The organism is Asanoa siamensis, assembly GCF_016862555.1.
GTDB lineage: Bacteria > Actinomycetota > Actinomycetes > Mycobacteriales > Micromonosporaceae > Asanoa > Asanoa siamensis.
Map to the genome: position 1 here is coordinate 78066 of NZ_BONE01000027.1, position 24542 is coordinate 102607.

At 68.8% G+C, this 24542-nt stretch carries 28 protein-coding genes and 1 pseudogene; 11 read left to right on the forward strand and 18 right to left on the reverse strand.

The genetic code is table 11. From position 1 onward, the window contains the following. From Asi02nite_RS18235 to Asi02nite_RS18245, 3 genes are all read left to right on the forward strand, one after another. On the forward strand, positions 1 to 417 hold the full coding sequence (locus Asi02nite_RS18235) for a hypothetical protein (protein ID WP_203714487.1): 417 nt from the start codon (positions 1 to 3) through the stop codon (positions 415 to 417). Continuing rightward, a complete protein-coding gene (locus tag Asi02nite_RS18240; protein ID WP_239126798.1) occupies positions 417 to 785 on the forward strand; it encodes a hypothetical protein in 369 nt (122 codons plus the stop codon). The genes Asi02nite_RS18235 and Asi02nite_RS18240 overlap by 1 nt, the downstream gene beginning before the upstream one ends. A gap of 246 nt (positions 786 to 1031) precedes the next feature. Beyond that, on the forward strand, positions 1032 to 1709 hold the full coding sequence (locus tag Asi02nite_RS18245) for a hypothetical protein (RefSeq protein WP_203714488.1): 678 nt from the start codon (positions 1032 to 1034) through the stop codon (positions 1707 to 1709). A 31-nt stretch (positions 1710 to 1740) separates the two neighbouring features. Here the strand turns inward: Asi02nite_RS18245 and Asi02nite_RS18250 are convergent, their stop codons facing one another. The 14 genes and pseudogenes from Asi02nite_RS18250 to Asi02nite_RS18315 all read right to left on the reverse strand — a co-directional run bounded on the left by Asi02nite_RS18250 (position 1741) and on the right by Asi02nite_RS18315 (position 13883). After that, complete coding sequence (locus tag Asi02nite_RS18250; protein ID WP_203714489.1) at positions 1741 to 1908, reverse strand: hypothetical protein; 168 nt, start codon at positions 1906 to 1908, stop codon at positions 1741 to 1743. Between the two features lie 198 nt (positions 1909 to 2106). Beyond that, complete coding sequence (locus Asi02nite_RS18255) at positions 2107 to 2871, reverse strand: hypothetical protein (RefSeq protein WP_203714490.1); 765 nt, start codon at positions 2869 to 2871, stop codon at positions 2107 to 2109. Between the two features lie 73 nt (positions 2872 to 2944). Continuing rightward, entirely contained in the window at positions 2945 to 5836 is a 2892-nt protein-coding gene (locus tag Asi02nite_RS18260) for a BTAD domain-containing putative transcriptional regulator (protein ID WP_203714498.1), read from the reverse strand. A 33-nt stretch (positions 5837 to 5869) separates the two neighbouring features. Continuing rightward, positions 5870 to 6277 (reverse strand): annotated as a pseudogene (locus tag Asi02nite_RS18265) (pilus assembly protein TadG-related protein); the annotation flags it as partial. Positions 6278 to 6387: 110 nt separating this feature from the next. Continuing rightward, positions 6388 to 6882 carry a TadE/TadG family type IV pilus assembly protein gene (locus tag Asi02nite_RS18270; RefSeq protein ID WP_203714506.1) on the reverse strand — a complete coding sequence of 165 codons (495 nt, stop codon included), beginning with the start codon at positions 6880 to 6882 and terminating at the stop codon, positions 6388 to 6390. Beyond that, entirely contained in the window at positions 6879 to 7280 is a 402-nt protein-coding gene (locus Asi02nite_RS18275; protein WP_203714508.1) for a TadE family protein, read from the reverse strand. Before Asi02nite_RS18275 ends, Asi02nite_RS18270 begins: the two co-directional genes overlap by 4 nt. Before the next feature lie 96 nt (positions 7281 to 7376). Next, positions 7377 to 7568 carry a hypothetical protein gene (locus tag Asi02nite_RS18280; protein WP_203714510.1) on the reverse strand — a complete coding sequence of 64 codons (192 nt, stop codon included), beginning with the start codon at positions 7566 to 7568 and terminating at the stop codon, positions 7377 to 7379. Between the two features lie 89 nt (positions 7569 to 7657). After that, positions 7658 to 8554 carry a type II secretion system F family protein gene (locus Asi02nite_RS18285; protein ID WP_203714512.1) on the reverse strand — a complete coding sequence of 299 codons (897 nt, stop codon included), beginning with the start codon at positions 8552 to 8554 and terminating at the stop codon, positions 7658 to 7660. Then, a complete protein-coding gene (locus Asi02nite_RS18290) occupies positions 8551 to 9453 on the reverse strand; it encodes a type II secretion system F family protein (RefSeq protein WP_203714518.1) in 903 nt (300 codons plus the stop codon). The genes Asi02nite_RS18285 and Asi02nite_RS18290 overlap by 4 nt, the downstream gene beginning before the upstream one ends. Then, positions 9450 to 10898, reverse strand: a complete 1449-nt coding sequence (locus Asi02nite_RS18295) for a TadA family conjugal transfer-associated ATPase (RefSeq protein WP_203714519.1) — start codon at positions 10896 to 10898, stop codon at positions 9450 to 9452. The genes Asi02nite_RS18290 and Asi02nite_RS18295 overlap by 4 nt, the downstream gene beginning before the upstream one ends. Then, positions 10895 to 11707, reverse strand: coding sequence for a hypothetical protein (locus tag Asi02nite_RS18300; protein ID WP_203714522.1), 813 nt, complete (start codon positions 11705 to 11707; stop codon positions 10895 to 10897). Before Asi02nite_RS18300 ends, Asi02nite_RS18295 begins: the two co-directional genes overlap by 4 nt. A 2-nt stretch (positions 11708 to 11709) precedes the next feature. Continuing rightward, complete coding sequence (locus tag Asi02nite_RS18305; protein WP_203714524.1) at positions 11710 to 12318, reverse strand: SAF domain-containing protein; 609 nt, start codon at positions 12316 to 12318, stop codon at positions 11710 to 11712. A gap of 144 nt (positions 12319 to 12462) precedes the next feature. Further along, positions 12463 to 13380, reverse strand: coding sequence for a hypothetical protein (locus tag Asi02nite_RS18310; protein ID WP_203714525.1), 918 nt, complete (start codon positions 13378 to 13380; stop codon positions 12463 to 12465). Further along, positions 13374 to 13883, reverse strand: a complete 510-nt coding sequence (locus Asi02nite_RS18315; protein ID WP_239126800.1) for a hypothetical protein — start codon at positions 13881 to 13883, stop codon at positions 13374 to 13376. The genes Asi02nite_RS18310 and Asi02nite_RS18315 overlap by 7 nt, the downstream gene beginning before the upstream one ends. A gap of 788 nt (positions 13884 to 14671) precedes the next feature. Here Asi02nite_RS18315 and Asi02nite_RS18320 point away from each other — a divergent pair. Together Asi02nite_RS18320 and Asi02nite_RS18325 are read left to right on the forward strand one after the other, a co-directional pair. Next, positions 14672 to 14998 carry a winged helix-turn-helix transcriptional regulator gene (locus Asi02nite_RS18320; RefSeq protein WP_239126807.1) on the forward strand — a complete coding sequence of 109 codons (327 nt, stop codon included), beginning with the start codon at positions 14672 to 14674 and terminating at the stop codon, positions 14996 to 14998. Beyond that, positions 14986 to 15648 (forward strand): A24 family peptidase, encoded by a 663-nt coding sequence (locus Asi02nite_RS18325; protein WP_203714531.1) that lies wholly within the window; start codon positions 14986 to 14988, stop codon positions 15646 to 15648. Before Asi02nite_RS18320 ends, Asi02nite_RS18325 begins: the two co-directional genes overlap by 13 nt. Before the next feature lie 186 nt (positions 15649 to 15834). On the opposite strand, the gene Asi02nite_RS18330 is transcribed toward Asi02nite_RS18325, so the two are convergent. Together Asi02nite_RS18330 and Asi02nite_RS18335 are read right to left on the reverse strand one after the other, a co-directional pair. Further along, entirely contained in the window at positions 15835 to 16680 is an 846-nt protein-coding gene (locus Asi02nite_RS18330) for a helix-turn-helix domain-containing protein (protein WP_239126801.1), read from the reverse strand. Then, the gene (locus tag Asi02nite_RS18335; RefSeq protein WP_203714533.1) at positions 16677 to 17213 is read right to left on the reverse strand and encodes a DUF6879 family protein; all 537 of its coding nucleotides are present in this window, start codon (positions 17211 to 17213) and stop codon (positions 16677 to 16679) included. Before Asi02nite_RS18335 ends, Asi02nite_RS18330 begins: the two co-directional genes overlap by 4 nt. A gap of 112 nt (positions 17214 to 17325) precedes the next feature. Here Asi02nite_RS18335 and Asi02nite_RS18340 point away from each other — a divergent pair, with 112 nt between their 5' ends. Then, positions 17326 to 17526 carry a DUF397 domain-containing protein gene (locus Asi02nite_RS18340; RefSeq protein ID WP_203714540.1) on the forward strand — a complete coding sequence of 67 codons (201 nt, stop codon included), beginning with the start codon at positions 17326 to 17328 and terminating at the stop codon, positions 17524 to 17526. A 111-nt stretch (positions 17527 to 17637) separates the two neighbouring features. Here Asi02nite_RS18340 and Asi02nite_RS18345 read toward each other — a convergent pair whose 3' ends face one another. Together Asi02nite_RS18345 and Asi02nite_RS18350 are read right to left on the reverse strand one after the other, a co-directional pair. Next, positions 17638 to 17841, reverse strand: coding sequence for a DUF397 domain-containing protein (locus tag Asi02nite_RS18345; RefSeq protein ID WP_203714542.1), 204 nt, complete (start codon positions 17839 to 17841; stop codon positions 17638 to 17640). Continuing rightward, positions 17838 to 18689 (reverse strand): helix-turn-helix domain-containing protein, encoded by an 852-nt coding sequence (locus Asi02nite_RS18350; RefSeq protein WP_239126802.1) that lies wholly within the window; start codon positions 18687 to 18689, stop codon positions 17838 to 17840. The genes Asi02nite_RS18345 and Asi02nite_RS18350 overlap by 4 nt, the downstream gene beginning before the upstream one ends. Positions 18690 to 19545: 856 nt before the next feature. Here Asi02nite_RS18350 and Asi02nite_RS18355 point away from each other — a divergent pair. From Asi02nite_RS18355 to Asi02nite_RS18375, 5 genes are all read left to right on the forward strand, one after another. After that, complete coding sequence (locus tag Asi02nite_RS18355; protein ID WP_203714546.1) at positions 19546 to 20955, forward strand: APC family permease; 1410 nt, start codon at positions 19546 to 19548, stop codon at positions 20953 to 20955. A gap of 317 nt (positions 20956 to 21272) precedes the next feature. Further along, the gene (locus tag Asi02nite_RS18360) at positions 21273 to 21980 is read left to right on the forward strand and encodes a hypothetical protein (RefSeq protein WP_203714548.1); all 708 of its coding nucleotides are present in this window, start codon (positions 21273 to 21275) and stop codon (positions 21978 to 21980) included. After that, the gene (locus tag Asi02nite_RS18365) at positions 21973 to 23220 is read left to right on the forward strand and encodes an aminotransferase class V-fold PLP-dependent enzyme (RefSeq protein ID WP_203714550.1); all 1248 of its coding nucleotides are present in this window, start codon (positions 21973 to 21975) and stop codon (positions 23218 to 23220) included. Before Asi02nite_RS18360 ends, Asi02nite_RS18365 begins: the two co-directional genes overlap by 8 nt. Then, positions 23217 to 23822, forward strand: a complete 606-nt coding sequence (locus tag Asi02nite_RS18370) for a hypothetical protein (RefSeq protein WP_203714552.1) — start codon at positions 23217 to 23219, stop codon at positions 23820 to 23822. Before Asi02nite_RS18365 ends, Asi02nite_RS18370 begins: the two co-directional genes overlap by 4 nt. 155 nt (positions 23823 to 23977) lie before the next feature. After that, a partial coding sequence (locus tag Asi02nite_RS18375) for an ATP-binding cassette domain-containing protein (protein WP_203714557.1) occupies positions 23978 to 24542 on the forward strand: 565 nt, incomplete at its 3' end.

A 24542-nucleotide genomic window follows, 5' to 3' on the forward strand; every position in this document is an offset into this window, starting at 1 on the left:
ATGTACCGGCCTATGGAGCTTGGCGACACGGCGCGGGTCGCCAAGCCGAGCGACGCCATCGAGTACCGCCTCGGCACCGTCACCGACCTCGACGCCAACGTCCCATACACCACCGACCCGCGTGGCTACACTCTGCGGTTCCCCAACGGGACAACACGCACCTACCCGGCCGCGCAGGTCGCCCGCTGCACGCGGATGGACGACCGCGCGGCGTTGGAGGCCGCCTTCACCACCGCCTTCATCGCACTACGCGGCGCCTGCCGGATCGCCCATGACTTCGACGCCGACCTCAGCATCGGAACCGCGAGTCTCCTGGTCAGGCTGGTCGACCTCGCGGCCCTGCGGCTCGGGGTGCACCTCGCACCGGCTTCCCTGGCACGGCCGGACGGCGAGAGCACGGCCGAAGGCGGACACTAATGCCCGCCTACATGCACGCGAAGGCGGTCCACGACCCCGGACCGGTATGCGGGGCCAACGACGGGCAGGTCACCCGCGTCACCGAGGACCCGCATCTCGTCACCTGCCCTGACTGCCCGGACCAGGCATGGATCGAGGCACTCCCCGACGACGCGACAGCAGGTGACCCGCGCGTGATCGAGGTGCTGCGCCAGGCGCAGGGCGGCGCTTTCCGCAAGTTCGACGGGGTGGTCGTGGACGCGACCACCGCCACCGCGATCCTTACCGTCTACAACGCGTTGCGGCCCGCCACGCGGGCCAGGCTTGCCGCACTACGCATCGACCGGATGGCGCAGGTGGCCTGGCGGTTGCTGCGCCCACGCGTGTAGCTCCGCAGGGAGGTTCGGTGGCCGGCGGGCACACCCGAGGGTGTGTTGCGACCCCGACCGGCCACCTCGCCCACTCCGGGGCGCCTGCGGACCACACGGCCGCGTTCACCCGGGTCGGGCGTGCGCCGATCCTACGATGCCAACGAGTCTCGCCGCCCTCGGCAAAGGCGACAGTGCGGGCGAGACGAGGTCTCAACCTTGCGGTCCGCCAGCGCAGCACAGGTGCACTCGATCTGTTGGGAGAGGATGGGTGGCGTGGCGACTCGCATGATCGGCGGACGGAGCGCCCTCGACCGTCCCGGCGTCGCGGCGCACACCGGTGTGGCGTACTCCACCGTCAACCACTGGCACCGCCACCGTGCCCGTTTCGGCTTCCCCGCAGGCTTCCACCACGACGGCGGCGAGTATTTCTGGCTCGACGACATCGAGACCTTCCACGTTGCGCACCTGACCGCGAAACGCGCCGAGCTGACGAAGATCGACCGCCGCGGTGATCCGCACGAACTCGTTGGCTCCGGCACGGCCGCGAAGATCCTCGGTTACAGCTCGTACCGCAACCTACCCAAGACCCTGCTCGAGCGGCCCGACCGCGAAGAAGAGTTGCAGAGCGGCCGGATCCGCCGCCGCTGGTATCGGCGCACCGTGTGGGCGTTCGCCGACGCCCGCACCGGTCGCCAGTCCACCGGCCGACCCCCCGGCGCCACCGGTCCCCGCAAACCGCACCCGTACGACGGCGACTCCCGCCTCGCCGCCGCCGCCGAACTGCTGGCCGAGGCCGACGACACTGCCAGCGACCGACGCGGCCTCGGCGTCAAGCTGGCCCGGCGCCTCGGCATCTCCCAGCGCACCGCGCAACGCCTCCTCGCCGCAGCCACGATCAACACCCTCCCACCGAGCAGCGCAGGCGCCACCGGCCACGCATAGCGCGAACCTGTGACGCCTGCCGGCCGAGGTGCTAGTCCTCGTCCTCGTCAGCCACGAGGGCCCGAGGCGTCGGAGCCTCGATCAAGTAGCGCAACGCGCCATTGATGTCCGTGTCTCGGGCGGAAGCGGTCCGTTCGAGCACGTCGTACACGTCACCTTCGACTTCGATCGTGCGGCGTGCGGCCTTCGAGTCAGTCATCTCCAGTCCTCCAGCGGTGATCGGCGTAGGCACCCAGGCGGGCACCCGGTATCCATCCACGCCCACCTCCACCGGCCGATCAAGCCTGCCCATTCTCCGGGCATGGCTGGACGGAATCCCCAATGACCCGGATTGCCTCCGGGCATAAGAAGCGTCGTCCTTCGCAGGAATCTCCGGCCGGATCGAATGGATTCGGAACTAAACCGATGGCTCCACCGACAAGTTTGACCGGAGCGACTCGACGGCTTGACGGGCGGCGATTCCCTCTACAAACCAGTAGATGGTCCCGGCGCCGCTGTCACTGTGCCCTCCCTGCGTGATCCGAGTGGCTTCATCGCCGTTCCGGGGGAGGGGGAAGACCGTGCCTACCGGCGTGGGCGACATCGTTTGGGAACGTCGATATGCAGTGGCCGTCAGCCACATGCCGGCCTCATTGAGTAGCGGTTCGAGGCGGGCACGATCGCGCAGGGAGTTCGTGCCGTCCGGCCAGTATGGCTCGTTATAGGAAACTACGAAGTCGATGTCTATGGCCTCGTTGGGTTCTAATTGCCACGACAGTCGCCGCGCTGACTGATAGTCCTGTAAGTCCGGCAGCGGCACGGCAGCGGTCTCGCGGAAGCGGTGCCGTTGCAGGTCCCACAGCCAACGGATGCGTGCGACACGAAAGACGTCCGGCCCGAGTTGCTCGCCGTCAAAGGCAAAACCTTTTCGCGGGAGGCGGTGCTCAATGCACTCACCCCTCGCTCGCGCAGCATTAACGTTCTTCCGGACAGCCGTTATCTGGAACCTGTGGCCGTTACGGTGGACATCGTTGCGACCATGGACGGAGAGGTGAAACGCATCCTCCTCCCTTACGGGATCAATGTAGAAGTCGGTCTTCTTGGCAGTGATACGCCAAATATTGCCTAGCGCAGGAGGACGTTCGGCTCCGAAGGCAACGAGGATCTGCCTTGTGTTCGTCACCCGCTCACCCTAGGTTGTCAATGGGCCGCTGTCGCTCCGGTTTGTGGCTGGGAGCAACCCATTCGAGTGACGTCTAGGATTCGGCGTGCATGGCGGGCTTTCGCAGTTGCCGTTCGGCGATGCGTCGAGTTGCGTGCGAGGGTTCGGCATCGCCGAGGTCAGCGAGTTGCTCCTCCAGGCGCCGTAGTGTGCGCCGGACGGCGTCGGGTCGGTGCTGGCGGCCGTGAATACGGATGATCCGCTGATATAGCTCCTCGTTGAATGGGTCGAGGTCCACCGCGCGCTCCAACGCGGCAACGGCCTGGTCGGGCTGCTCTGTCTCGAGGAACTCGGCGATCCGCGCGTACACGGTGAGGATCTGGTGGCGGTAGGTGGTGGCGTAGTCGGTCGCCCAGATGTGGTCGTGCCCGTCGGCGAAGTCTCCGCCGTACAGCTCGACCGCCTGGCGGAGGGTAGCGAGCGCCTTGGCGTCGTCGGTTTCGTTGGTGGCCCGGTCGATGGCGGTGAGCATCTGCCACAGGTCGACGGCCACGGTGGCGGGGTCGATCCGGTATCGGCCGGTGGCGGGGTCGTGGACGATGAACATCGGCTCGTCGTGGCCGGTGGCGGTGCGCAGGACTCGGCGCGCGGAGGTGATGTCGGTCCGGACCCGCTTGACGGCCACATTGGTCTCGGTGTCGGGGTGCAGCGCGGCGGCGAGCTGGTCGAGGGTGCGCCCGGCGGGGTGAGCGGCGAGCAGCGCGAGGGCGGTGTACGAGCCGTTGCGCATCCCGGTCGCGATCGGGCCGGCGTCGGTGGCGACGGTGACCGGGCCGAGCACCCGCAGCTGCACCAGCGCCGATGTGTCGCTGGCCTGGACGGGCACCGGCTCGGCCGCCTCGGTTTCCGCCGCGGCCGATACCGGCTCGGCTGGCGGGTCGTCGACGTCTGTGCCAGCCTCAGGTCGGGCGAGGACGTCGGTGAGCATGGCGAGCACGGCGGCCAGGTCGTCCGCACCGAGGGTGGACAGCCGGGCCGCCGGGTACGACTCGTCGTCGGTGACCGTGCCGTCCGCGTCGACCTGCATGGCGGGGATTCCGGCGCGGTCGTCACGGTCGAGGTCACCGAGGATGACCGGGTGCAGGTCAAGGGCGGCGCGATGCGCGGCGACGGCGTCCACGCGGGCGGCGTGCCGGCTGCTGGCCTCGATCAGGAGCACGTAGGGCGGTTGCGTTTCGGCGTGGTCGGTGCGGGCGTTGAGGGCTGTGATGGTGTCTATGTCGAAGGTGTCCAGCAGCCGACGCCGGGTGACCATCTCGGCTTCGAAGTGCGTGACCGCCGTCGCGGTGTCCGCGAGGACGATCAACCGTTCGCCGTCGAAGGCGGTGCCGTCCGGATCCAGACCCGTCGCCGGAGTGCCCTCGGGCAGGAGTCGGGTCAGCAGGCCGGCGGTGGTGACCACCACGGGGCGGGTGTCGGCCGGCTCGCCCGCACCGGTGGCGAGCACTGCGGCGAGGATGGCGCGGGCGGTCGGCTCGGCGCCGTCGCCATGGACGGCGATGCCGAGGCCGGGCAGCTCGAACAGGCTGACCTCCGCGCCGTCGATGTCCACCCCGATCGGGGCCGGCACCGCTGGTGTGGCACCGTCGCCAAGGTCCGAACCGAGGTGATGGCCGCCGATCGTGTCGACCCGCAGGAGCGACGGCGCCACCGGCGCTGGTTGGGGCTCGATGGTTGCCAGAGGCCGGAGCGTCAATCGGGCTCGGCGGCGTCGCTGCAAGCGAAGCAAGGCCGCGACGGCGGCGATCGTGGCCGCCAGTCCCAGACTCACCCAGCCGTCAGGCGGCAGCGTGATTCCGCCCTCGTCATCGTGGTCACTGGACGGCGGCGCGTTGTCCGGCTCGTCCCCGGAGGGTTCGGTCGAGCTCTCGCCGGCGGGCGCGGCCGGCGCCGATGATTCCGGCAGTTGCGCGCCTGGCGGCGAGATGCTCGGTTGAAGTGTCGTGCTCGTCGCGGGCGTAGATGGCGGGGTGGACGGGGCGGGGCTTTCCTCGCTGGTTGGTGCCGGTTCGGCGCCCGGATTGCTAGCGGGGTTCCCGCCGTTGGCTGAGCCGCTCGGGGCTGCTTTGTCGTCGGCTGGATTGGCGGGCGCCGGCGCGGCGCCATGGGACGGTAGGGCGAGCACCCATCCGACATGGATCTCGTCGGGGTCGGTGAGGGCGTAGCCGTTGGCTTGAACGTGGCCGCGGTTGAGTGTGTAGATCTCGCGCCAGCGGTGCGGGTCGCCGAGATGTTCGGCGGCGAGGTCCCACAGGTTGTCGCCGCGTACGACGTGGTGCGCGCCGCCGGGCGCGTCACGCGCCCACTCGGGGATGCCTGAGCCGTCGTGTCGAGCGGTGAGCGGCAGGGCGGTCGCCGTGGTTGCCGGGGCCACGGCAGGGGATGACACTCTGACGAACAACGTCGGGTCGCTTTGAACCATCGGCGCGGCCGTTTGTGCGGCGGCAACGGGCACGGCCGGGCGACGGGCGGCGGCGTCGGCTGCCGCCGTGCTCGTCGTGCTGCCGGCAACGACGCGGGCGGCGTCGAAGAGCACTGCGCCGACGATCGCGCCGACGAGGACAGCGGCGACCCACCGGATCGGTCCACCTGCCAGGGATGGGCGGTGGGGGCGGTCGCGGTGGGATGCGCCGGAGGACGCCTCAATCGCTTCGACGATGACGTCGCGGCAGAACAGCAGCCACAGGATCCAGCCGAGGGTAGCGAGCAGGGCGAGGATCTTGTCGTCGTACCAGGACGTGGTCAGGGCGGTGGTGAGGTCGTCGAGGCCGGGCAGGGTGCCGGGCTGGGTCCAGCCGATCCAGTCGAGGGGCCAGCCGATGAGCCGTACGAGCAGCCATGGCACGCCGCCGGTGAACCCGGCGAGGACCACGAGTGCGGCCAGGGCGCGCAGCAGCCGGCCGCCGATGGCGAGGACTCGCAGCATCTCGGGCGCTCCGTTCGGGAGGGTTCGTGGCGGCTACAGGTTTGGTGCCGTGATGCCTTGGACGGCGGTCGCGGTGGCGGTGGCGGAGACGTGGAGTTGTCCGACACCGATGAGTTGTAGGAGCTGGGTGTCGCTGGTGCGCCGCACCGTCACCGTGACGGTCGTGGTGGTCGCGGTGGCGTCCCCGTCGACTCCGGTGGTGGCGAGCCAGGTCCGGGCTGCGGCGCTGGCGCGGGCCGGGTCGAGGACCGCCACGTTGTTGGTGCGGTACTGCATGAGGTCGAGCTGCTGGGCCCCGGCTCGGGCCGCGGCTTGTGCGACGTCGAGGGCCTGCACCTTGGCCGACAGCGCGAGGCCGCCGTCGAGGACGAGCCCGGCCACCGCTAGCAACGCCACCATGAGGATCACCACGAATGGCGTGACGTGCCCGGCGTCGCCTCCGCCGGTGCGGCGCTGTACCCACGCCGCGACGGTCCTCGCTCCGAGGCGCGCTCGGCTGACTGTTCTGCCTGCCCACGGCGGGACTCTGGACGGCTCGGAAACGGTGGCGATCACGGTCGCTCCCTTGTCGACGGCGTGCTAAGGCTCAGTGCCGTGCCGCGCCACTGGTCGACCGGTGAGGTCGCGGTCGAGGTCACCACCCGGCTGCCGGGAACACCGAGCAGGACCAGATCGGCCAAAGGAACTCGACACGACACGGACACGGTGACCGCGCCGCCGGGACGAAGACCGCCGGTGGTCACGGTCACGGTGGCGTCGGGGCAGGACAGGCTGCGTGCGGCGAGGGTGTCGCGGGCGGTCTGCTCGGCTTGAATGCGGGCGGCTGCTTCGGTGCGGGCGATGGAGCCGGTGCGGGCCGCGCCGCTAGCGGCGGCGTCGACGTCGAGCTGTACCGCGACGAGCCGCCCGCACAGCACGACGAACAGGAGCAGACCGACGAGGAGCGGGGCGAGGAGGGTGACCTCGACGGTGCTGGACCCGGCGTCGCCGGTCGCGGCGACGTGTCTCCACCGCGCCGCCAGCCCTGCCCGGAGCCTGCGGTTCATGGTGATCCTCCGGCCGTTGTCAGGTCAGGCGCGAAACGTTCGACGGGCCGCACGACGACCGCCCGGACGCTCCAGTTCATGCCGGGGACGACGGTCGCGGCGGTGCCGGTCACTTCGCCCTGGACCTCGGTGGCGGTGCGAGTGACCGAGACCGCCGGTGTCTTGAGTACGCCGCTGCCGATCGCGGCGAGGGTTTCCGCTCCTGCGGCTTGGCCGGCGGCGGCGGTGCCCTGGTAGGCGGCGGCGGTACTCGCCGCGCGGGTCGCGGCGGCCTGCGCTACGTGGGTGGCGTGCATCCAGACTCCGGCCTGGACAACAAACAGGATCATCAGCAGGAGCAGCGGCATGGCGATGACCAGCTCGGTGGTGGCCGCGCCCGCGTCGGGGCGGGCGGCCACGCGCCTCCATCGGGCGCGCAGCCGCAGGGCCGGACCGGCCGCCGACGGGGGACGGCGACCGGTCCGGCGGACTCTGATGATATCGACACCCACCGCTCAACCCAGGTTGAGGGAGTTGGCCTTGTTGACCAGCTTGACGCCGATGATCGCGATGACGGTGAGCGCGATCGTGATCAGGACGGCGGTGACGACCACGGACTCGGTGGTGTAGCCGCCGTCCTTGGTGTCGCGGACGAGCTGCCAGCGGTGCCGCAGCTCGGCGGTGAGGTAGCTCAGCAGTGCGGACATGGGGTGGTGCCTCCTTCGGTGTCGTTGTGCGGCAGCGGCGCCGGGGCGGCGCCTTTGCGATCGGGGTCCGATGTCCCGGAATCGAGGTGTCATAGGCCGCTCAGCACGGCGGAGACGGCGGGGTACCCGATGAAGATCAGGAACCCGGCGAAGAGGGCGACGATGGGCAGGGCCATGCGTTCGGTTGCGGCGTTGGCTTCGCCTTCGGCGTCGGTGAGTTGCCGGTCGCGCAGCGACACGGCCCGGGACCGCAGCGAGGCGCGGACTCGGGCGCCTTCGGTTCCGGCCATGCCGACGCTGGCGGCGAGCTGCTGCAACTCCGGCACGGCGACGCGGCGGCCGAGGACGGCGAGGATGTCCCACGGTGGTATCCGGGCCAGCCGCGCCTCCGCGAGGGCGTAGCGCAGCTCGGTGTAGGCCGGGCCGGAGCCGATCTGGGCGGCCTCGTCCAACGCTTGGTCCACGCCGGCCCCGGATGCGAGGCTGATGACCACGAGGTCCAGGAACGAGCTCAGGGCGTCGCGGAACGCCGCCCGGTGCTTCGCGGCGTCGCCGCGGACGGAGAACTCCGGGGCGAGGAACCCGGCCGCCCCGAGGACCAGCGACGCGACGACCGGCACTACAAGGCCGGTGCCGATGCCGCCGAAGGCGAGCACCGTGGCGGTGACCGGTGGCAGCAGCACCCCGAAGAGGGCGGCGGTGGCCTGTTCGGCGAGGTGCACATCAATGGGTTTGTCGATGGTGGCGAGGTCGCGGCGGGTCGCGGCGAGCGGCAGCCCGGCGCGGCGTAGCCACCGCACCGCCGGGCGGCCCCATCGGGCGGTCCAACCGGCGGCCGGTTCGGTGGCCGCATCGACGAGCGGGACCAGGCCGGTCGGGGCGTCGAGGACCTTGTCCAAGCGCGGCGGCCGCGGGAACCAGCCGACGAGGATCAGCCACAGACCCAGGCCGGTGCCGAGCCCGGCGAACAAGACGAGGCCGGTCATGACGGCATCACCTGCCGCTCGGCCGGGGTGTCGGCAGCAGCGGCGAGGATCCTGCTGGTGTCCGTGTCGCGCATCAGCCGGGCCAGCCAGAAGAACGCGAACCCGAAACACCCGCCGACACCGACGAGGAGGACGAACTGCCCGGTCGCGGTGTCGAACGGGGCAAGAAAGCCGCCGTTGAGCAGCGTCAACACGACCGCCATGACGAGGGTCGCGCCGACCACGACCCGCACCGAGGTGCGGTTACGTTTGCGGCTGGCGGCAACCCGCTGCCTTGAGGCGACCTTCGCCCGCGCCGAGGCGGCCAGCTCGCCCAGGACCTCGCCGAGCTGCCCGGCGCTGCCCTTCGCGGCCATGATGAGCCCGATCACCACTAGGTCGGCCGTCGGGTCGGCCAGCTCGGCGGCGAAGCCCCGCAACGCGTCTTCCAGCCGCCAGCCACGTTGCAGCCGCAACGCCAGCCGAGACACCTCCTCGCGGATTGGTTCAGGCGACTCGATCGCGCTGGCCCCGATCGCCTGCTCCACCCCGGCCGCGCCGGACAGGTTGTCCCGCAGCGCCTCGGTCCACGTGGCGATGGCTTCTATCCGGGCGACCCGGCGGGCGTGGCCCCGGTCCGGGCCGAGCAGGTCCGGCAGCACCCACGCCGCCCCGGCCGACAGCAGCGCCGCGACCGGCCAACGGGTCACCACGGCCACCACGACACCGACCGCCACGCACACGGCCAGCCGTCGCCGGTCCACCGGCGTGCGACCGGTGGCCAGCCTCGACCACCACGACGCCTCGGTTTCGAGCCCCGCCGGGCGATTCTCCCGCCCGGTAAGCCCGATGGTGACCAGCACCAGCCCGAACGCCGTTCCCAGCCCCAGCAGCGCGGCCAGGGGCACCGTCAACGTCATGCCGTCCGCCCCCTTCCCGGCCGCGTGCCGGTCCCGTCCGTGCCCGTGGCGGTGGTGTCCCACCAGCCGTGGCGGCGTTGCAGCAACGCCGGGTCGAACCCGTGGAAGACGAGCCGCTCGAGCAGCGCGGTCGACACGGACGCCCCGGGGACCGCGCGCTCGTCCGGGCCAGGCCGGAAGATCTCGTTTGAGGCGACCTGCAGCCCGTCGGATTCCACGACTTCCCGGACGCTGGTGACGAACCGGCGGCCGGTCTCAGTGAGCCGCAACTGGACCACCAGGTGCAGCCCTTCGGCGATGTGCATGTTGGTCACGGCCGGGTCGAGGCGTTCCGGGGCCGCGGCGGCGTAGAGGGCGAGCTTGCGGAAGACGCCGGCGGACGACGAGGCGTGGATGGTCGACATGGAGCCGTCGTTGCCTTGGCTCATCGCGTTGAGCAGCGGCACCACCTCACGCCCGCGCACCTCGCCGACGAACACCCGCGACGGGACCATCCGCAGCGCGTTGCCGAACAGCGTGGCCATGTCGATCGCGCCTTCGCCTTCCACGTTGGCATCCCGGGTCTGCATCGCCGCCACGTTCGGGTGCGCGGGGTCCTTGTCGAAGCCGAGTTCGTACGTGTCCTCGATCGTGACCAGGCGCTCCCACGCCGGGATGGCCGAGGCCAGCCCGCGCAGGAACGTCGTCTTCCCCGCACCGGTCGGGCCGCCCACCACCGTGTTGAGCCGGGCACGGACGGCCGCGCCGAACAGCTCGGCGAGGGCGGTGTCGATCGCGCCCAACTCGACGAGCTCGGGCAGCGTCATCGTCATGTAGCGGTGCCGCCGGATCGACAGCGACGGCCGCCGCACCACATCGAGGACCGCGTTCAACCGGCTGCCGTCCTCAAGTTGAAGGTTCAGCAGTGGCGCGGCCCGGTCCCACCGGCGCTCGTCGTTGCCTGTGCGGGCGGCCAACATCCGGATCAGGTCCACCATCTCGGCGTCGGAGTCCGCGATCGGGTCGACCTGCTCGATCCGACCGTCGTCGAAGCGAATGAAGACCCGGTCACAGCCGTTGGCGACGATGTCCTCCACCTGCGGATTGTTCAGCCAGGGCTCCAATCCGCCCGCGCCGAGCAGCGCGTCGGCGACGGTCCGCGCGACCCGTGACTCGACCTGCGGGTGAAGCGGCGGGCGTCCGGCCTGCATCTCCGCCGTCGCGTACGCGTCGAGGGCCTCGTTGATCAACCGGCGGGTCAACGCCTCCCGCTCTTTGGCGGGTATCGGCGTGCTGGTCGCGGCCTCCTGGGCACGGTTCGCGCGGGTCAGCCGTTCGGCGACCTCGCGGCGGATCTGGCGGACCACGGCCACATCGAAGCCCGGCTCCAGTGCAACGGGGTGGTCGTGGCGGTGCCCGTTGACCGGCACGATGACGGTCGACTGTGGGCCGAAAGGGGTACTCATCCCCGCGTCTCCGTCCGAGTTCCGGCGTCCTCGTCGTGCCGGGCGGTCATCAGCAGCGGAGCCAGCTCCCCAGCGATGCCGTGCAGCGCCCGCAGCAGCGGCAGCCGCTGCCAGCGCCGTCCCGCGACCAGGCCACCGGACAGCAGCGCCGCCGCTCGCCGGTCCTCGGGCAACGGGCCGCGCACGGTCACGTGAGCGTCCGGGGCCATCAACTCCTCGGCCACGTACTGGCCGAGGACGTCGGCGACGTCGGCCTCGCCGTAGAGCCCGCCATGGCCCAGGAGCACCACCAGGCGGCCGGTCACCACGTCGAGCAGCTCGCCGAGGTGCTCCCGGATGTGGGCCAGACCATCGGCGGTCGCCCGGACCTGGACCACCACCACATCGGCGAGGGCGAGGACCGGCCGTGCCGGGGACGACACCTCGAACCGGCCGCAGTCGGCCACCACGAGCCGGTCCGGCGGGATGAGGACGAGTTGGCCGGCGCGGGTGAGCTCCGGCAGCGCCGCCCGGCTCTGCGCACCGCCCGCCGGGGCCACCACGACCGGCACGGCCCGGTCATCGAGCGCCAGCTCCTGCGCCACGGCCTCATACACGGCCGGGTCGCCGCCGGTGCCCCGGGCGGCCGAGGCGAGGTCCACCAGGTTCGGCTTGGCCGCCAGGCCGTGCCGCAGCATCAAGTCACCGCCCGCCGGGTCGCACTCCACCAACACCACCCGCGCCGAGGTGTCGGCGACCGCGGCCAACCCGAGGGCGGCGGTGGTCACCCCCGGTGCGCCCTTCAACGAACACATCGCCAGCAGCGGCATCCTCAGCTCCCGTCAGGAGCGGTCTGCATCAGCACCACCCCGCCAGCCGGAGCCCCGGCCAACCGGCCAGCGTCGGAGGCGTCCAGCAGCAACGTGATGACCGTGGCGCCCTGGCCGTCACCGGCGAGATCCACGGCGAGGACGACCGCTGGCAACCGTGTCGGCGTGGACAAGGACGGGGCGGAGCTGGCCGCCGGCGCCGGTTGCGCACCAACGCCGGCAGGAGCCGCCACATACACGCTCACCCGAGCGCCAGACGCGAGACCCTGCGGATACTGGCCAGGTTTCACCGCCACCGACGCGGTCACCTTGCCCGCCGGAGGGAACGCCGCATCCCCGACCACCGCCGGAGTCAGCAGCGTCCCGGGCAGCAACGGCACCACCGCCGAGCGGCCAATCACCTGCGCAGCCTGCGTCGCCGGGACGAGTTGGACGCTTGCGTCCTGCGCGGCCGACACCGGCCGCAGGTCCGCCGCCGTGAACGCCTGCCCCGCAGCGACCGCACGCGCGACCGCGAGCACCTGGACCCGGTTACCCAGGGCGACCGCCCCGTAGGCATAGGCTAGGACGCACACGATCACCAGCAGCCCGCCGAGCGCGACGAACGGCATCCGGCGGCGGCGACGAGCGGCCCGCCACGGCCCCCGCCCGGCACGCGGCCGCGCGCCCGTTGGATCCTCCACACCCGTTCTTGGGCGCACGGCACCCACCGACATGACTACCTCCACGTTGATGGCGCCGCTACGGTGCGAACGTCAGTTCGTGACGACGGCCTGCGACTCCTGCACCGTTACCGGCACACCCGCCGTTGTCGTCAGCCCCGGCACCGTCCCGGACTCACCGGCGCCGGCCCATGTCACCTCCCACGCCACCGTGACCGTCACGGTGAACACGCCGCCCGGCGCGCTCGCCGACGAACGGGTGTAGGTGTACGAGCAGTCAGGTGAAGGCAGCGCCGGGTCCGTGCCCGATGTCCACGGGGTTCCCGGACCGGTGCACACCTTCGTCGCGCCGTTACCCATTGCCCACGACGCCTGCACCGGCCTTGCCGTCGCCGTCACCGACACCCCCGGCACCGACGCGGTAGCGGACTTCGCGGCCCACGATGAGGGGTCCATGGCCAGCCACGTCGGCAGGTTGGTTAACTGCTTGCCCGCCGGGTTGAGCTGAACGACCACCTCCGGCAGGACCAGCCGCGCCCGAGCCTGGCGAGCCAACACCGCGGGCGACACCACCGGTGGCGCTCCCGCGATCCACACCGGTCGTCCGAGGGCCCGCGTCGTCCCTGTGGCGTCGCTGTAGCACGTGCGCTGATACCAGCCGCCCGCACCAGTGGGCTGCCCACCCAACGCGTCAATCGTGGACTGCGACAGGTCGGCCGGCTTGTAGTAGCAGCCATCGGCGCCAGCCCAACCACCATCGCGCTGACACGGGATCTCCACACCCTGCGGGTTACGGCACTTCCCATCACCGCCGCGACCACCGGTGCCCCCGGTGCTCGCTCCTGGTCGACCCGGTGTCCCCACCGTGGCGTTACAACCAGGCTGCGAGCTGTCCTTGTCGCAGTTCACCGAGCCAGTACCACCACCAGCAAATGCCATCGACGGAGCCGCCGCCAGCGCGCTCACGGCCACGGTCATGGCAACTATCAGGCGCAGCGCAACCTTCAGCATGACTCGTTCCCAAGGTCGAAGCGGCTGACCTTCCATCCATCGGCCGTGAGCTTCACCGTGGCGGTAGTCCGATGTTTGCCTCCGGGAACGTCGTCAACCAGGCCGCCGGACGCCTTGTGTTCTAGCCACTTCTCGTCGTTGACGCAGTCCAGCACGCTTACCTCGACCGGCTTGCCGGCCGGCTTTACGGCGGTGATCTTCGGGTCGATCGCGAGGTCGCCAAGGATCACCTTGCGCTGGTCGCGGTTCGTCACCAATCCACTCACGATCAGCTTCAACGCGTCGTCAGAGGCGTACTTCCGGAGATCCGGCGCATCCGGATCCGAGGTCTTACCCGCCTCGACGAACGCCGACCACATCCCGCGGTAGGCGACCAAGGCATCGTGCTCGGCCGCACTGCTCGAGGATGACGCCGACAGCGGAAGGCTCTGCGTCGGCGTCGCACCGGGCGTGCGGGAACCGCAGGCCACTAACACCATCAGGAGGCCGGTGAGCCCGACCATCTCCGTGCACCGGTTCACGAGCCCGTCCCTCGGTCGACGATCTCCCGTGCGCGACGCTTCACGCACGGAATGGGGGACCTTGTTCGCGTAGGAATGAAGGTCACCCAAAGTGTCTAGTCCGTAACTATCGAGGGTGGCAACTGCGCTTTCCTTCAGGTACGCGCGTTTTCGAGTGTTAACGCGCGCGCGTGGTTTCGTCTTACTTGAATGCCGATACCTGGACATAGCCGGATCAAATACCCATAATGAAGTGTCGTAAAACCGACAGTCCACCATGTTCCGCAGGTGACGGGGGCGGAACGAAAAAAGATCAGACTTTTTGCGAACGGTCCATGTTCGAGCGCCTCCAGCGCTCTTCGTAGAGTTCGTTGGCGGGCCTCGGTCCAGGGTCGAAGAGGTGTCGATCGCACCGTGCCTGCGGGCCGAGGCGCGTGGGACGCAGATGGAATCCTGACGACCACCGCTCGCCGTTGCCTGGGCGTGACCCGCTTCTCTTGAGGTTTCTCTGAAGCGCTGGAGGCCCGACCTGGCGCGTGTCCACTACGAGGTTGACCGTGCCGCCGGATCGAGCGCCCAGCGACTCGCGAGGGCGGTCGGCCGACTATCCCGGCCTTCTCCATCAACCACGGTGTTCTGGCTTATTAGTCAGTAAGGCTCAATTGCGACAATACGTCGACACTGTTTCTTGATCGCAATCGGATGGCCGATCCTCACCCAGAGCAATACAATGATCGCTCGATCGGTACCTCGACGCGCCCACGACGGGGAGGTGAGTCGCGGTGAAGAGCATGTTGCAACGCGTCCATCGCGCAGTCGAACGCACCTGGGGTCCGGAGATCCTGGAGCTCCTGCTAACCGGCCCGCTGCGCTACACCGACCTCTTCAACAGGCTTTACGGCGCCGCCGAGAAGCCCGTCCACTCCAGAACCTTCCAGCACACCCTCAAGGCCCTCATCGAACAAGGCCTCATCGAGCACCGTACGGCCCAGGTGCCGAAGCAGTACGCCCTCACCGCCAGCGGGCGACGCCTGACGCTCGCCCTTAAGCAGATCGAGGGATGGGACCAAGAACACCCTGTTAACCGTCAGGACTCCCACGGCCAGTGGCAGACCTAGCCAGCATCGCGGCTCTCGCCGCGGCGGTCAGCGGCTTCGTCGCCGCGTTGCCGGTCGCGGCGACAGCGCACGGGGCGCCACGCACCGGCACAGTCCCGGTGCGATGGCGGCACACGGGCACACCAAAGGCGGCAACCGTCGGCTGCGCGCTGACAACTGCGGGTGTCGCGTTCGCCGTGTGTCATGCCATCGGCTGGAACATCGTGACCCCGGGCTACTGGCTATTCAGCGTTCTCGGCGTCGGACTGTCCTACGTCGACCTCCGATTACGGCGCTTGCCCCACCTCGCAACCGGCGTCCTCTGGTCAACGTGCGCGGCCCTCTTCCTCATTGAATCGATCCGCCTCGGAGTCACGACCCATCTAATCCAAGCGGTCACGTGCGGAACCCTGGTTTCGATGAGCATGCTGCTCGCGGCGCTGGCATTACCTGGCCAACTGGGACTCGGAGACGTCCATCTTGCCGGGGCGGTCGCGTTCACCCTCGGGTGGCTCGATTGGAAAATCGCGCTTACGGCAATCACCGGAGCCTGGATCGCGCAAGGCATCTGGGGATGGATGTCTGTCCTGCGTACTCGGCGTAGAGGGATTGCGCTTCCATTCGGTCCAACCCTGTTTGTAGCGTGGGCAATCGCCGCTTCCTTCCGTTGACGTGCTCGGACATGTTCGACAGGGGGTAAATTGATGCGCACTTGGCCGAATTCCGAAAAGTCGGCAAGGAGGTTTGCGGCAAATGAAACCGAGCGCAACTCAGATGCAGTTGGCGGGGTGCGCACCGGCTTTTACCTGGTCGTACGCTACGTCACGGAGGCGCCCCTGTTGAATTGCCGTAAGGCGTCACTTCGCGAGAGCGTCAGTCCTCAGGGAAACCGGTAATTCCCGGGCTTCGTCGCCCCTTTTAGCATCAGCAAGAAGAGACGAGAAAATGGTCGAGTACTGACTCGCCTCCTCGGGATCCGTCAGGGTTAATTCGCGAGTATAGGTCTCGACCGTTACGTACCTTGAATCGTCAGAAAGTGTCAAAATAACAAATCCATGTGCTTGAACGGCTGACGGCGTAGCCCCTGTTTGTAGGATGGAGACTTCCACGTTAGGAAGTGTCAAAACCGATAGAACTTTATCGTATTGAGCTGCCATTGCTTCTGCCGCTACAGGGCGGAACCTCAACGCCGCCTCAGTAATCACGAACTCGTATTGTCGGTTGAGGTCGTACAAGGCTGTCTGACGCTCGATGCGAGCGGCCGCCGCGCGCGCGGTGTCGCCGATCCTAAATACATCGGCCAAATCGAGGACGCTGCGCGCGTAGTCAGCGGTTTGAAGGAGGCCGGGCACTGCGGCGTGCTGAAACACTTGCATCGTCTTTGCCTCGTGCAGAAGGCGTCCCAGAGTGCGCTGATGCTCCGCGCGGCCACCGCCGAGCGTTCGGTCCCAAATGATTGACGCGACCTGAATGGACTCCGCGATGTTGAGCAGTTCCGTGGTCACGTCCTGGGGCGCGCCGGTCTTGGCAGCCCAGGCGCGGACATCGGCGACGGAAGGCTTTGTTCGCTGGTTCTCGATCTTGGAGACCTTGGACTGCGACCACCCAAGCTCAACGGCGAGGCGAGTGGTTGAAAGCCCGGCATCCTCGCGGAGCGCTCGAAGCCGCGCCGCCAGGGCACCACGCTCATCGGATGCGCTCACCAGGATCTACGCAGTTCCTCGAGCACGGTTGGCAGGTACTCGGCGAGCGGCGTCGCGCTGGCCAATGCGAGGTCGCGCTGGTCGATAAAGAGGCTCGTATCGGTAGCCGGCTCCATTGCTACGCGCCTCCCGCTTTCGTCGTAGTCAACAACGATGGCCTGAGTCTCGTCGAGCAGCCAGAAGTCGTGCGTCAGCTCGGCCAGGCGGCTTGGCGTTGCCGGCCTTTCGGCGATCCATACTTCCTCGCCGGCGGCGACGTTGCCGTGATAGCCGAGCAGTTCGAAGCGAAGGTAGTCGGACAAAGGGCGGTCCAAGAGGTGGACTCGGCTCCAATGTCGGCTCGCACTGACACTGTCCGCAACCATGCGCAGCCACGGGTCGGTGTCAGGATGGCGTCGGGGCAAGGGGTGGCCAGCGATGAAGGCGCCGAACAGTTCGGTCTCGCCGGGTGCGTTGTAGGCGTTCAGCGTCTCCAGACGAAACACCGAACGCTCGACGCTCCGCAGCAGTCGCTCCAGCTCGTCCATCTGCATCGAATCGTCCCATCTCTCGCCATCTGTCGATCTAGTTTAGTCGAGGATGAAGACTAGTCTCACGTGCCGCCTCTGTGGCAGGCTCAAACTACGGCTACGAAGGGAAGCGCAGATGTCCGAAACGTCCGAGGACCTGACCTGGCGCAAGAGTTCCCAGAGCTTGAACGGGGACTGTGTGGAGGTCGCGTCGCTGCCAGGTGCCGTCGCTGTCCGCGATTCCAAGAACCCCGATGGCGCCATCTTGCGGTTCTCGCGCAGTGAGTGGCGCGCGTTTCTCGAAGCCGCAACTGGCGGCGAGTTCGACGAACGCTGACTTTCACCCGCGAGGGTCACGCCGGCTACGGACGCCCAGCACCAAGGCCTTTCGCTGGGCGTCCGGCGATCAATGAGCCCACATAACAGAGAGCGTGCGCTGTGGTCCTGTCTAAACCAAGTCGTTGAACTCGCCCTTGGCGGCGCCGTCGAGGAACGCAGCGAACTCGCGGGGAGTGAACACGAGGACGGGGCCACCTGGATCCTTCGAATCCCGAACCCCGACGACATCGCCTACTTTCGCCACCTCAACGCATTGGCCAGCTTGCTGAGTTTTCGTGCTCTTACGCCATACCGCTTGGCTGAAGTCGGTCACGTGAGCTCCTCTGCCGCATCTCGAATCATTGATGCCGAGTCGTCGGGGCTGAGGGCCATCGCTCTGAGTCGATCGAACGCTTGAACCGCACGGCTGGTTTCGGCATCCCCTTCAGGATAGAGATCCCCGGCCATCGTTTCGATGTAGACGATCTCGCGATCGTGTGGATCGGTGAATCCCAGGACTACGAACGCGCCCGGCGTCCCCGGATGCGCTCCTGCCGAGAAGGGGATCACCTGCACGTCGACACGAGGCGTCTCGGCGATGTCGGCAAGCTGGCTTAGCTGCTCGGCCATCGTCAATGGGCTGCCGACGCGGCGCCGGATGGCGGCCTCGTCAAGTACGACCCAAACCGCGGGCGCGTCTTCCCGGCGCAGCAGCGTTTGCCGCCGCATGCGAACCTCGACGCGCCGTTCGATCTCTTCCTCGGTGAGTCTTGCTACCCCGCCTTGAAGCACGGCTCGTGTGTAGCCCTCCGTCTGCATCAGTCCTGGAACCGAGATCAGCTCGAAGTTCCAGATGCGGGCGGCGTCGGACTCGAACCCGATGTAGGTCGCGTACTCATCGGGGATGCTGCCAGCGTATCGATGCCACCAGCCTCGTTGGCTGGCCGACTCCGCGACCTCTACCAGGCTGGCGACCGTTGCCGCACTGGTCCCGTACGTCGTCAACAGCGCCTTGACTACAGGGACGCGGACGCCTACGAGCGCTCGCTCAACGCGCGACAGATGCGAAGGAGAGATTCCGGCGCGGCGCGCAGCGTCCTCGATGGTCATGCCGATGGACTCGCGCAGGTTGCTCAGCTCCCGCGCAAGGCGTCGTCGCCTCAGGGTAGGCCAGTTCGGCACCCAAGCAGTGTGCCACGGACCGTCTCGGGCGAGAAACATTCGTCAGACAACTTGTCTGGATCTAGTCTTCACTGCAAGACTAGGTGAGACCTTGAGACTAGGTGCGAGTGACCGCGTTCGCTGCTGCGCACCCGCCCGGAAGTACGCGAGAGGGGCACAGTGATTTTCAGGGGTGGAGCATCAATCCGTGTCTCGTGCCTGTGGGCGTCTCGTCGGGCGCAGAGCACGAGCCTGCGGAGGCCACGCTGGTCGTCCGTCCACCAGTCCACTGGTAGACGGCGCCGCTGACGTCGGCTGGAGATGCGCCTGAGCGCCCCGTTTCCGTGCCGAACCGCCTCCGATGCGACATGCAGCCTGGAGGTTGAAAGGGACCTAAACACGCCGACGATGCGTGTCATGCCGTTCTCGACCCGGGCTAACAAACCCACCGGGTGGGGCGAGTGAGGAATGGGCCTACCGTGAAGACGACTGTCAGCGACACCGACCGAAGCAATGTTTGGCGGAGAATCTTTGTGCTGCTCCATCCGCATCGGCCGGATTGGACTGCAGGTTTAGCGATACGACGAGACTGGCCTGACGGTACGCATGACCTCGGCTGTTTTCGGCGCACGCAAGGACGCGCGCTTCGGGCGATGAAGCGAGATCGAGCGTATTGGAGATTGGGTCCGCTGCGTCCTCGGAGCTATGCCTTGGTTGAGGTCAGCCGTCGGGATTTCGTTCTGCATGGCCGCCGCCTGGAATGCCGTTCGGTCGACTGCCCCACCCGGCCATCGCATGTTTTGAGGGCTCGTGCATGAGCATCCATGGTGGCTTGGCCCGGCGCTCCGTTGGTGCTGGTGGTCTCTGGTTTTATGCGGTGTCGGCGTCGGCACCGACGACGGTGCTGATGGCGGGGATCGTGACCACCTTCGCCACCGCAGGTGTGGTGGGGGTGCCGCTGTCCTACCTGCTGCTGACCGCCGGTCTGGGCTTGTTGACGACGGGGTATGTGGCGATGGCCCGGCGTGTCGGGCATGCGGCGCCGTTCTTCGGGTTGTTGGCGCACGGGCTGGGCCGGGCGTGGGGTGTGGCCGGCGGCTTGTTGGCGGTGGTGGGTTACAACGCCGTCCAGCTCGCCCTCTACGGGTTCCTCGGCGCCACCCTCGCCGCCGAGTTCGGCGGCGCCTGGTGGATATGGGGTGCGGTGGTGTGTGCGGCGATCGGGGTGCTGGGCGTGCTGCGGGTGGACATCGGCGCGAGCGTGCTGGCGACGTTCCTGGTCGCGGAGTTCGGCGTCATTGTGTTGTTCATCGTGGCCGCGTTCACCCACCCGGCCGACGGGGTGGTCTCGGCGGCGCCGTTCCTGCCCTCGCAGTTGTTCACCGGCGATGTCGGCGCGGTGTTCGTGCTCGGCATCGCCGGCTTCCTCGGCTACGAGTCCGGTCAGGCCTACTCGGAAGAAGCCCGATCCGATCGCGCGGTGGGCCGGGCGACGTTCGCGGCACTGCTGGTGTTGGGACCGGTGTACGCGCTGTCGGCGTGGGCGATGATCGTCGCCACCGGCCCCGGCCGGATCCAGGAGGCGGCGCAGGCCGATCCCGGTCTGCCGTTCACGGTCCTGGCTGAGGCGTTCGGGGTGTTCGGCGCTTTGGTCGCAGCGCTCGGGAAGGTGCTGCTGTTCACCAGCGTGTTCGCGGCGATGCTCTCGTTCCACGCGACGGTGGCCCGGTATCTGTTCGGGTTGGCCCGCGACGGGCTGCTGCCCGCCGTGCTTGCCCGGACCGGCACCGGCAAGAAGTCCAGGCGCGACGCCCCGGTCGCCGCGTCGCTGGTCCAAAGCATCCTGGCCGCGCTCGTGGTCGGGGTGTTCGCGGTGGCCGGGGCGGATCCGATCACGACGGTGTTCTCCTGGCTCGCAGCCCTGGCCGGCTTCGTCGTGCTCGTCCTGCTGGTCGCGGCGTCGTGGGCGGCGGTGGTGTGGTTCCGCCGGGGCGGCGGCGGCAACGAGAGCTTGTGGACCCGCCGGATCGCACCCTTGGCGGGGATCGTGGCGGGGATAGCGGTGCTGGCGATGATGACCGTCCGCATGGAAACCCTGCTGGGCACCGACGGCTCCCTGGCCACCACCCTCGCCATCCCCCTGATCGTGGCCGGATTCGTGTTGGCCGCCCTGTGCTGGGCCGCGCTGGTCCGCGCGTTCCGACCGAAGGTGTGGGAGGGGATCGGGCGAGGGCGGCCGCATCCGCTGGTGATGCCGGACCAGCGGCTCTCGGAGGTGAGGCTGTGATGGAAGGCGCCCCCACTGTCATGACGTATCCACCGTCGGAATACCAGCACTGGCACGCCCGGCACGCCGCAACCGCACCACCCGCCGGCCAGCAGGGCTCGGCCCGGATTCCCCAGCCCTTGTGGGAGCCGCCACGTACACGCACCCCAGGGTCGGCGGGTGACGGTGGACCGGACATTGACCCGGGTGACGGCCGGCAGCCGTGGTGGCCAACGCCATCCAAGCATGGATTGGAGCCGCCTCCCGCTTACGCGGTAGCGCAGCCGTCCGGTGTACGCGACGGCGCCGATGTCGGGTACGGCGTCGGGTCGAGCGAGGTGTTCGCACCCACGGTGGTGTCGTCGTCGCGGTCGGCGTGGGATGACGCGTTGCCGGACCTGCGGAACAAGGTTGTTAACCGGTTGGTGTCGATGAACTGGAACCAGACGGTCACGAGCTGGGGTCGGCGGCGTCGGGACCCGCTCGGCCCGCACGTGCTGGTGTTCTTCTTCGCCGAACCACCATCAGGATTCCCCGCCACCTGCGAGCTACGCGTCGCCGCCCGACTGTTCCCCGCCGGCGACGAACCGCGACTACCGATGCTGCTCTACGAACTCGGCCCCCTGTTCAAGGACCATCTCACCGCCCGCCGGGATCCGGACGAGGTGCTGTTCTCCTGGTCCGACCGTCGCTCACCCGCCGCCCGCTACGCGGGGCTTGGGGTGACGTCCCTGGACACCCCGGACGGGTCGTGGGAGCAGGTCCAGAAGACCGCACAGTCCGACATGGACGTTCCCGGACGCTGCTACGCCCATCTGGTTGACGGGTCGATGATCCTGATCGACCGCCTCGCCCGCCAGGAGTTCGCACAGACCCGAATTTGGTCGAGTCACGCGGTTCGCGATGTCTCGGGCGTGCGGCAGCGGCATGCCACCACCGCCGCAGACATCGCGACCAGCGACGCCCACGGGGCGGAGAATCCGGCCGTGTGGCAGTGGCTGACCGCCCTCAACGCTGTCCTGGCCGAAGGCCTCCACCATGTTTAGCCCCAGCGCCGCCGCGGGCGGGGTGGTGTCCGCCCGGCTGGCCAGGCTAACCGGCCGCCTCGACGGCATCGGCGACGCACTCGGGTTCCCCGCCGCATGCGACGTGGACTGGAGTCCCCTCGCTGAGATCTTCACGCGGGGGTTGTTGAACAACCTCGGTGACCCGTTCGTCGATGGCCTGTACCCGTTCCACACCAAGGACGTCGAACGCGACGCCATCGGCATCATCGCCGACCTGTTCCACGCTCCCGCGGATGACAGGTGGGGGTATGTGGCCGGCAACGCGTCTGAGGCCGCCCTCTACGGCCTCGACCTCGCCGCGCGCCTGCACCCGAACGCGGTCGTGTTGCACAGCGCCGCAGCCCATCCCGCCATCTCAAAGGCGGCCCGCCTCGCCCGCCTGCGGTCGGTGGTCCTGCGCACCGACCCGCGTGGGGAGTTGGACTATGACGACTTTGCCGACCAGGTCGCGGCCCGGCGGGACCGGCCGATCGTGGTGGTCGCGAACGCCGGCAGCACCTTCAGCGAAGCCGTCGACGACGTACGCCGGATCACCACCATCCTCGACGAGCTCGCCGTGCCCAGCGAGCGGCGGCTCGTCCTGGTCGACGCCGCCCTGTCCGGCATCCCCCTCGCCACTCTCGACCCGACCGAGCGGCCGGGTTTCGATTTCGCGGACGGCGCCGACTGCATCTTCGTCTCCGGGCACAAATTCTTGGCCACACCCATGCCCTGCGCCGCCGTCATCGTCAGAGCCAGCCTGCGGGCCCGTGCACCGGTCGTGTCGTACACCGGCGCCCCGGACGCGACGATCTCCACGTCCCGTAATGGACACGCCGCCCTCGCGGTCTGGTACGCCCTGACCATCTTCGGCCGCGACGGGCTGACCGCCCGCGCCGTCAACGCCCGCGACCTGGCCGCGCATCTGCACACCGCACTCGGTGAACAGGGCTGGCCGGCCTGGCGCAACCCACATGCGATGACCGTCACCCTCGCCACCCCACCCCACGACATCCGCGGCCGGTGGGGGCTGGCCGACCACGGCGGGCGTAGCCACATCGTCTGCGCCCCGGGTGTGACCCGTGACCGCGTCACCACGTTCCTGGCCGAACTCGCCGACCACACGCCGACGCCCGAACCGGGCCGGGTGAACGGCCAGGCCGTCAACGTCAATGGGCGGCGGGTACCCCGCCAACTCCGCCCCAGCGCGCCAGCGGCCGTCGGAGGTGATCACCGATGACCACGATCACCCGTCACGCCGCGCCGGGGACACGGCAGGAGACGAATCCCCTCCCGCCCGCGCCTCATGCTGGAGCCATCCGCTACGTGCCGGTATGCGGGGCGCTCGTTGTGCTGCTCCACCCGATCACGACCGGCTGGGCATGCGCGGTCATCACCGACCCGACCGGCACGCATCAGCCAGGTCAGATTGCCGAACTGCCGGAGCGGGAGATTGAGGCGGCGGTGCCGGTCGAGGTGGTCGACCCGACCGGCGCGCTGCCGGTGCACGCGTTCGTGGGGGTGTGGCTGGCCCGGATCTGGGGCGACACACACGGCGGGCGCCTCTACGAACTCGCGCGTGTCCTAGCCCTTCACGTCCGCGGGCCTGGCAGCCGCGCCGTGCTGCTCAACGCCGCCACCAAGCGCCGCCTGACCGCTGCCGCCCACTTACGTCCCGCGGGGCTGGACAACCTGCTCACCCGCATGCAACGCCGCGGCTTCCTCACCTCCGACGGCGCTGACCGCGCCGACCGCTTCGTACTGACCCTCCCGCCGCTGGGGATCGCGAACCCGTGTGGCGGGGAGTCGGCCGGCTCGGCTCCAGGAGGGGGTCGGAGATGACACCACCTATCCGGCACAACCGGCCCGTGACTCCAACGCCGCCGGCCGGCAGCGGTGACCGCTGGTCCGACCGGCGTAGGCCGCATCGAGAACGGGACGGCTCCATCGCGGATCCGCACCCGCGGCAGGAGGTTCCGCTGCTACGGGTCACCGGGGTGCGCGCACCGAGGTACGGGCTGCTCGACGTGTCGTTGACCGTCGACGCCGGGCACCGCCATGCTGTGGTCGTCCCGGACAAGGCGGGGACGGTCCTTCTGGAGATCATCGCCGGGACCACCTACCCCGACCATGGACAGGTCCACCTCGGTGGGCAGCCGGTCACCGGGCGGCCCGTCTCGCAGCTCACCCGGCAGAACGTCGGCCACCTCCGCGTGACGCCGCGCTGGCACCCTCAGCGCACCGTCACCGGCGTCCTCGAGGCTGCGGTCCGGTGGCAGATCCTCTACCGCCGACAAACCAGCGCCATGACTGGCCGCGAACAAATCGCCGACGTGCTCAACCGCTGCGGCCTACACGCTTTTGCCGACGCCGAGTCCGATCGGCTGGCACCGCCGTGGAAGCGGATGCTCGACCTGGCCGTCATCCTGCTCCGCCGCCCCCACCTGATCCTCATCGACCAACCCCTCACCGACCCCAGCGAACCCGCCGCCCTGTTCCGGCAGGCCCTCACCGACCTAGCGCCTACCGTCGCTGTCTTGCTCACCGTCCCAACCGCGTCAT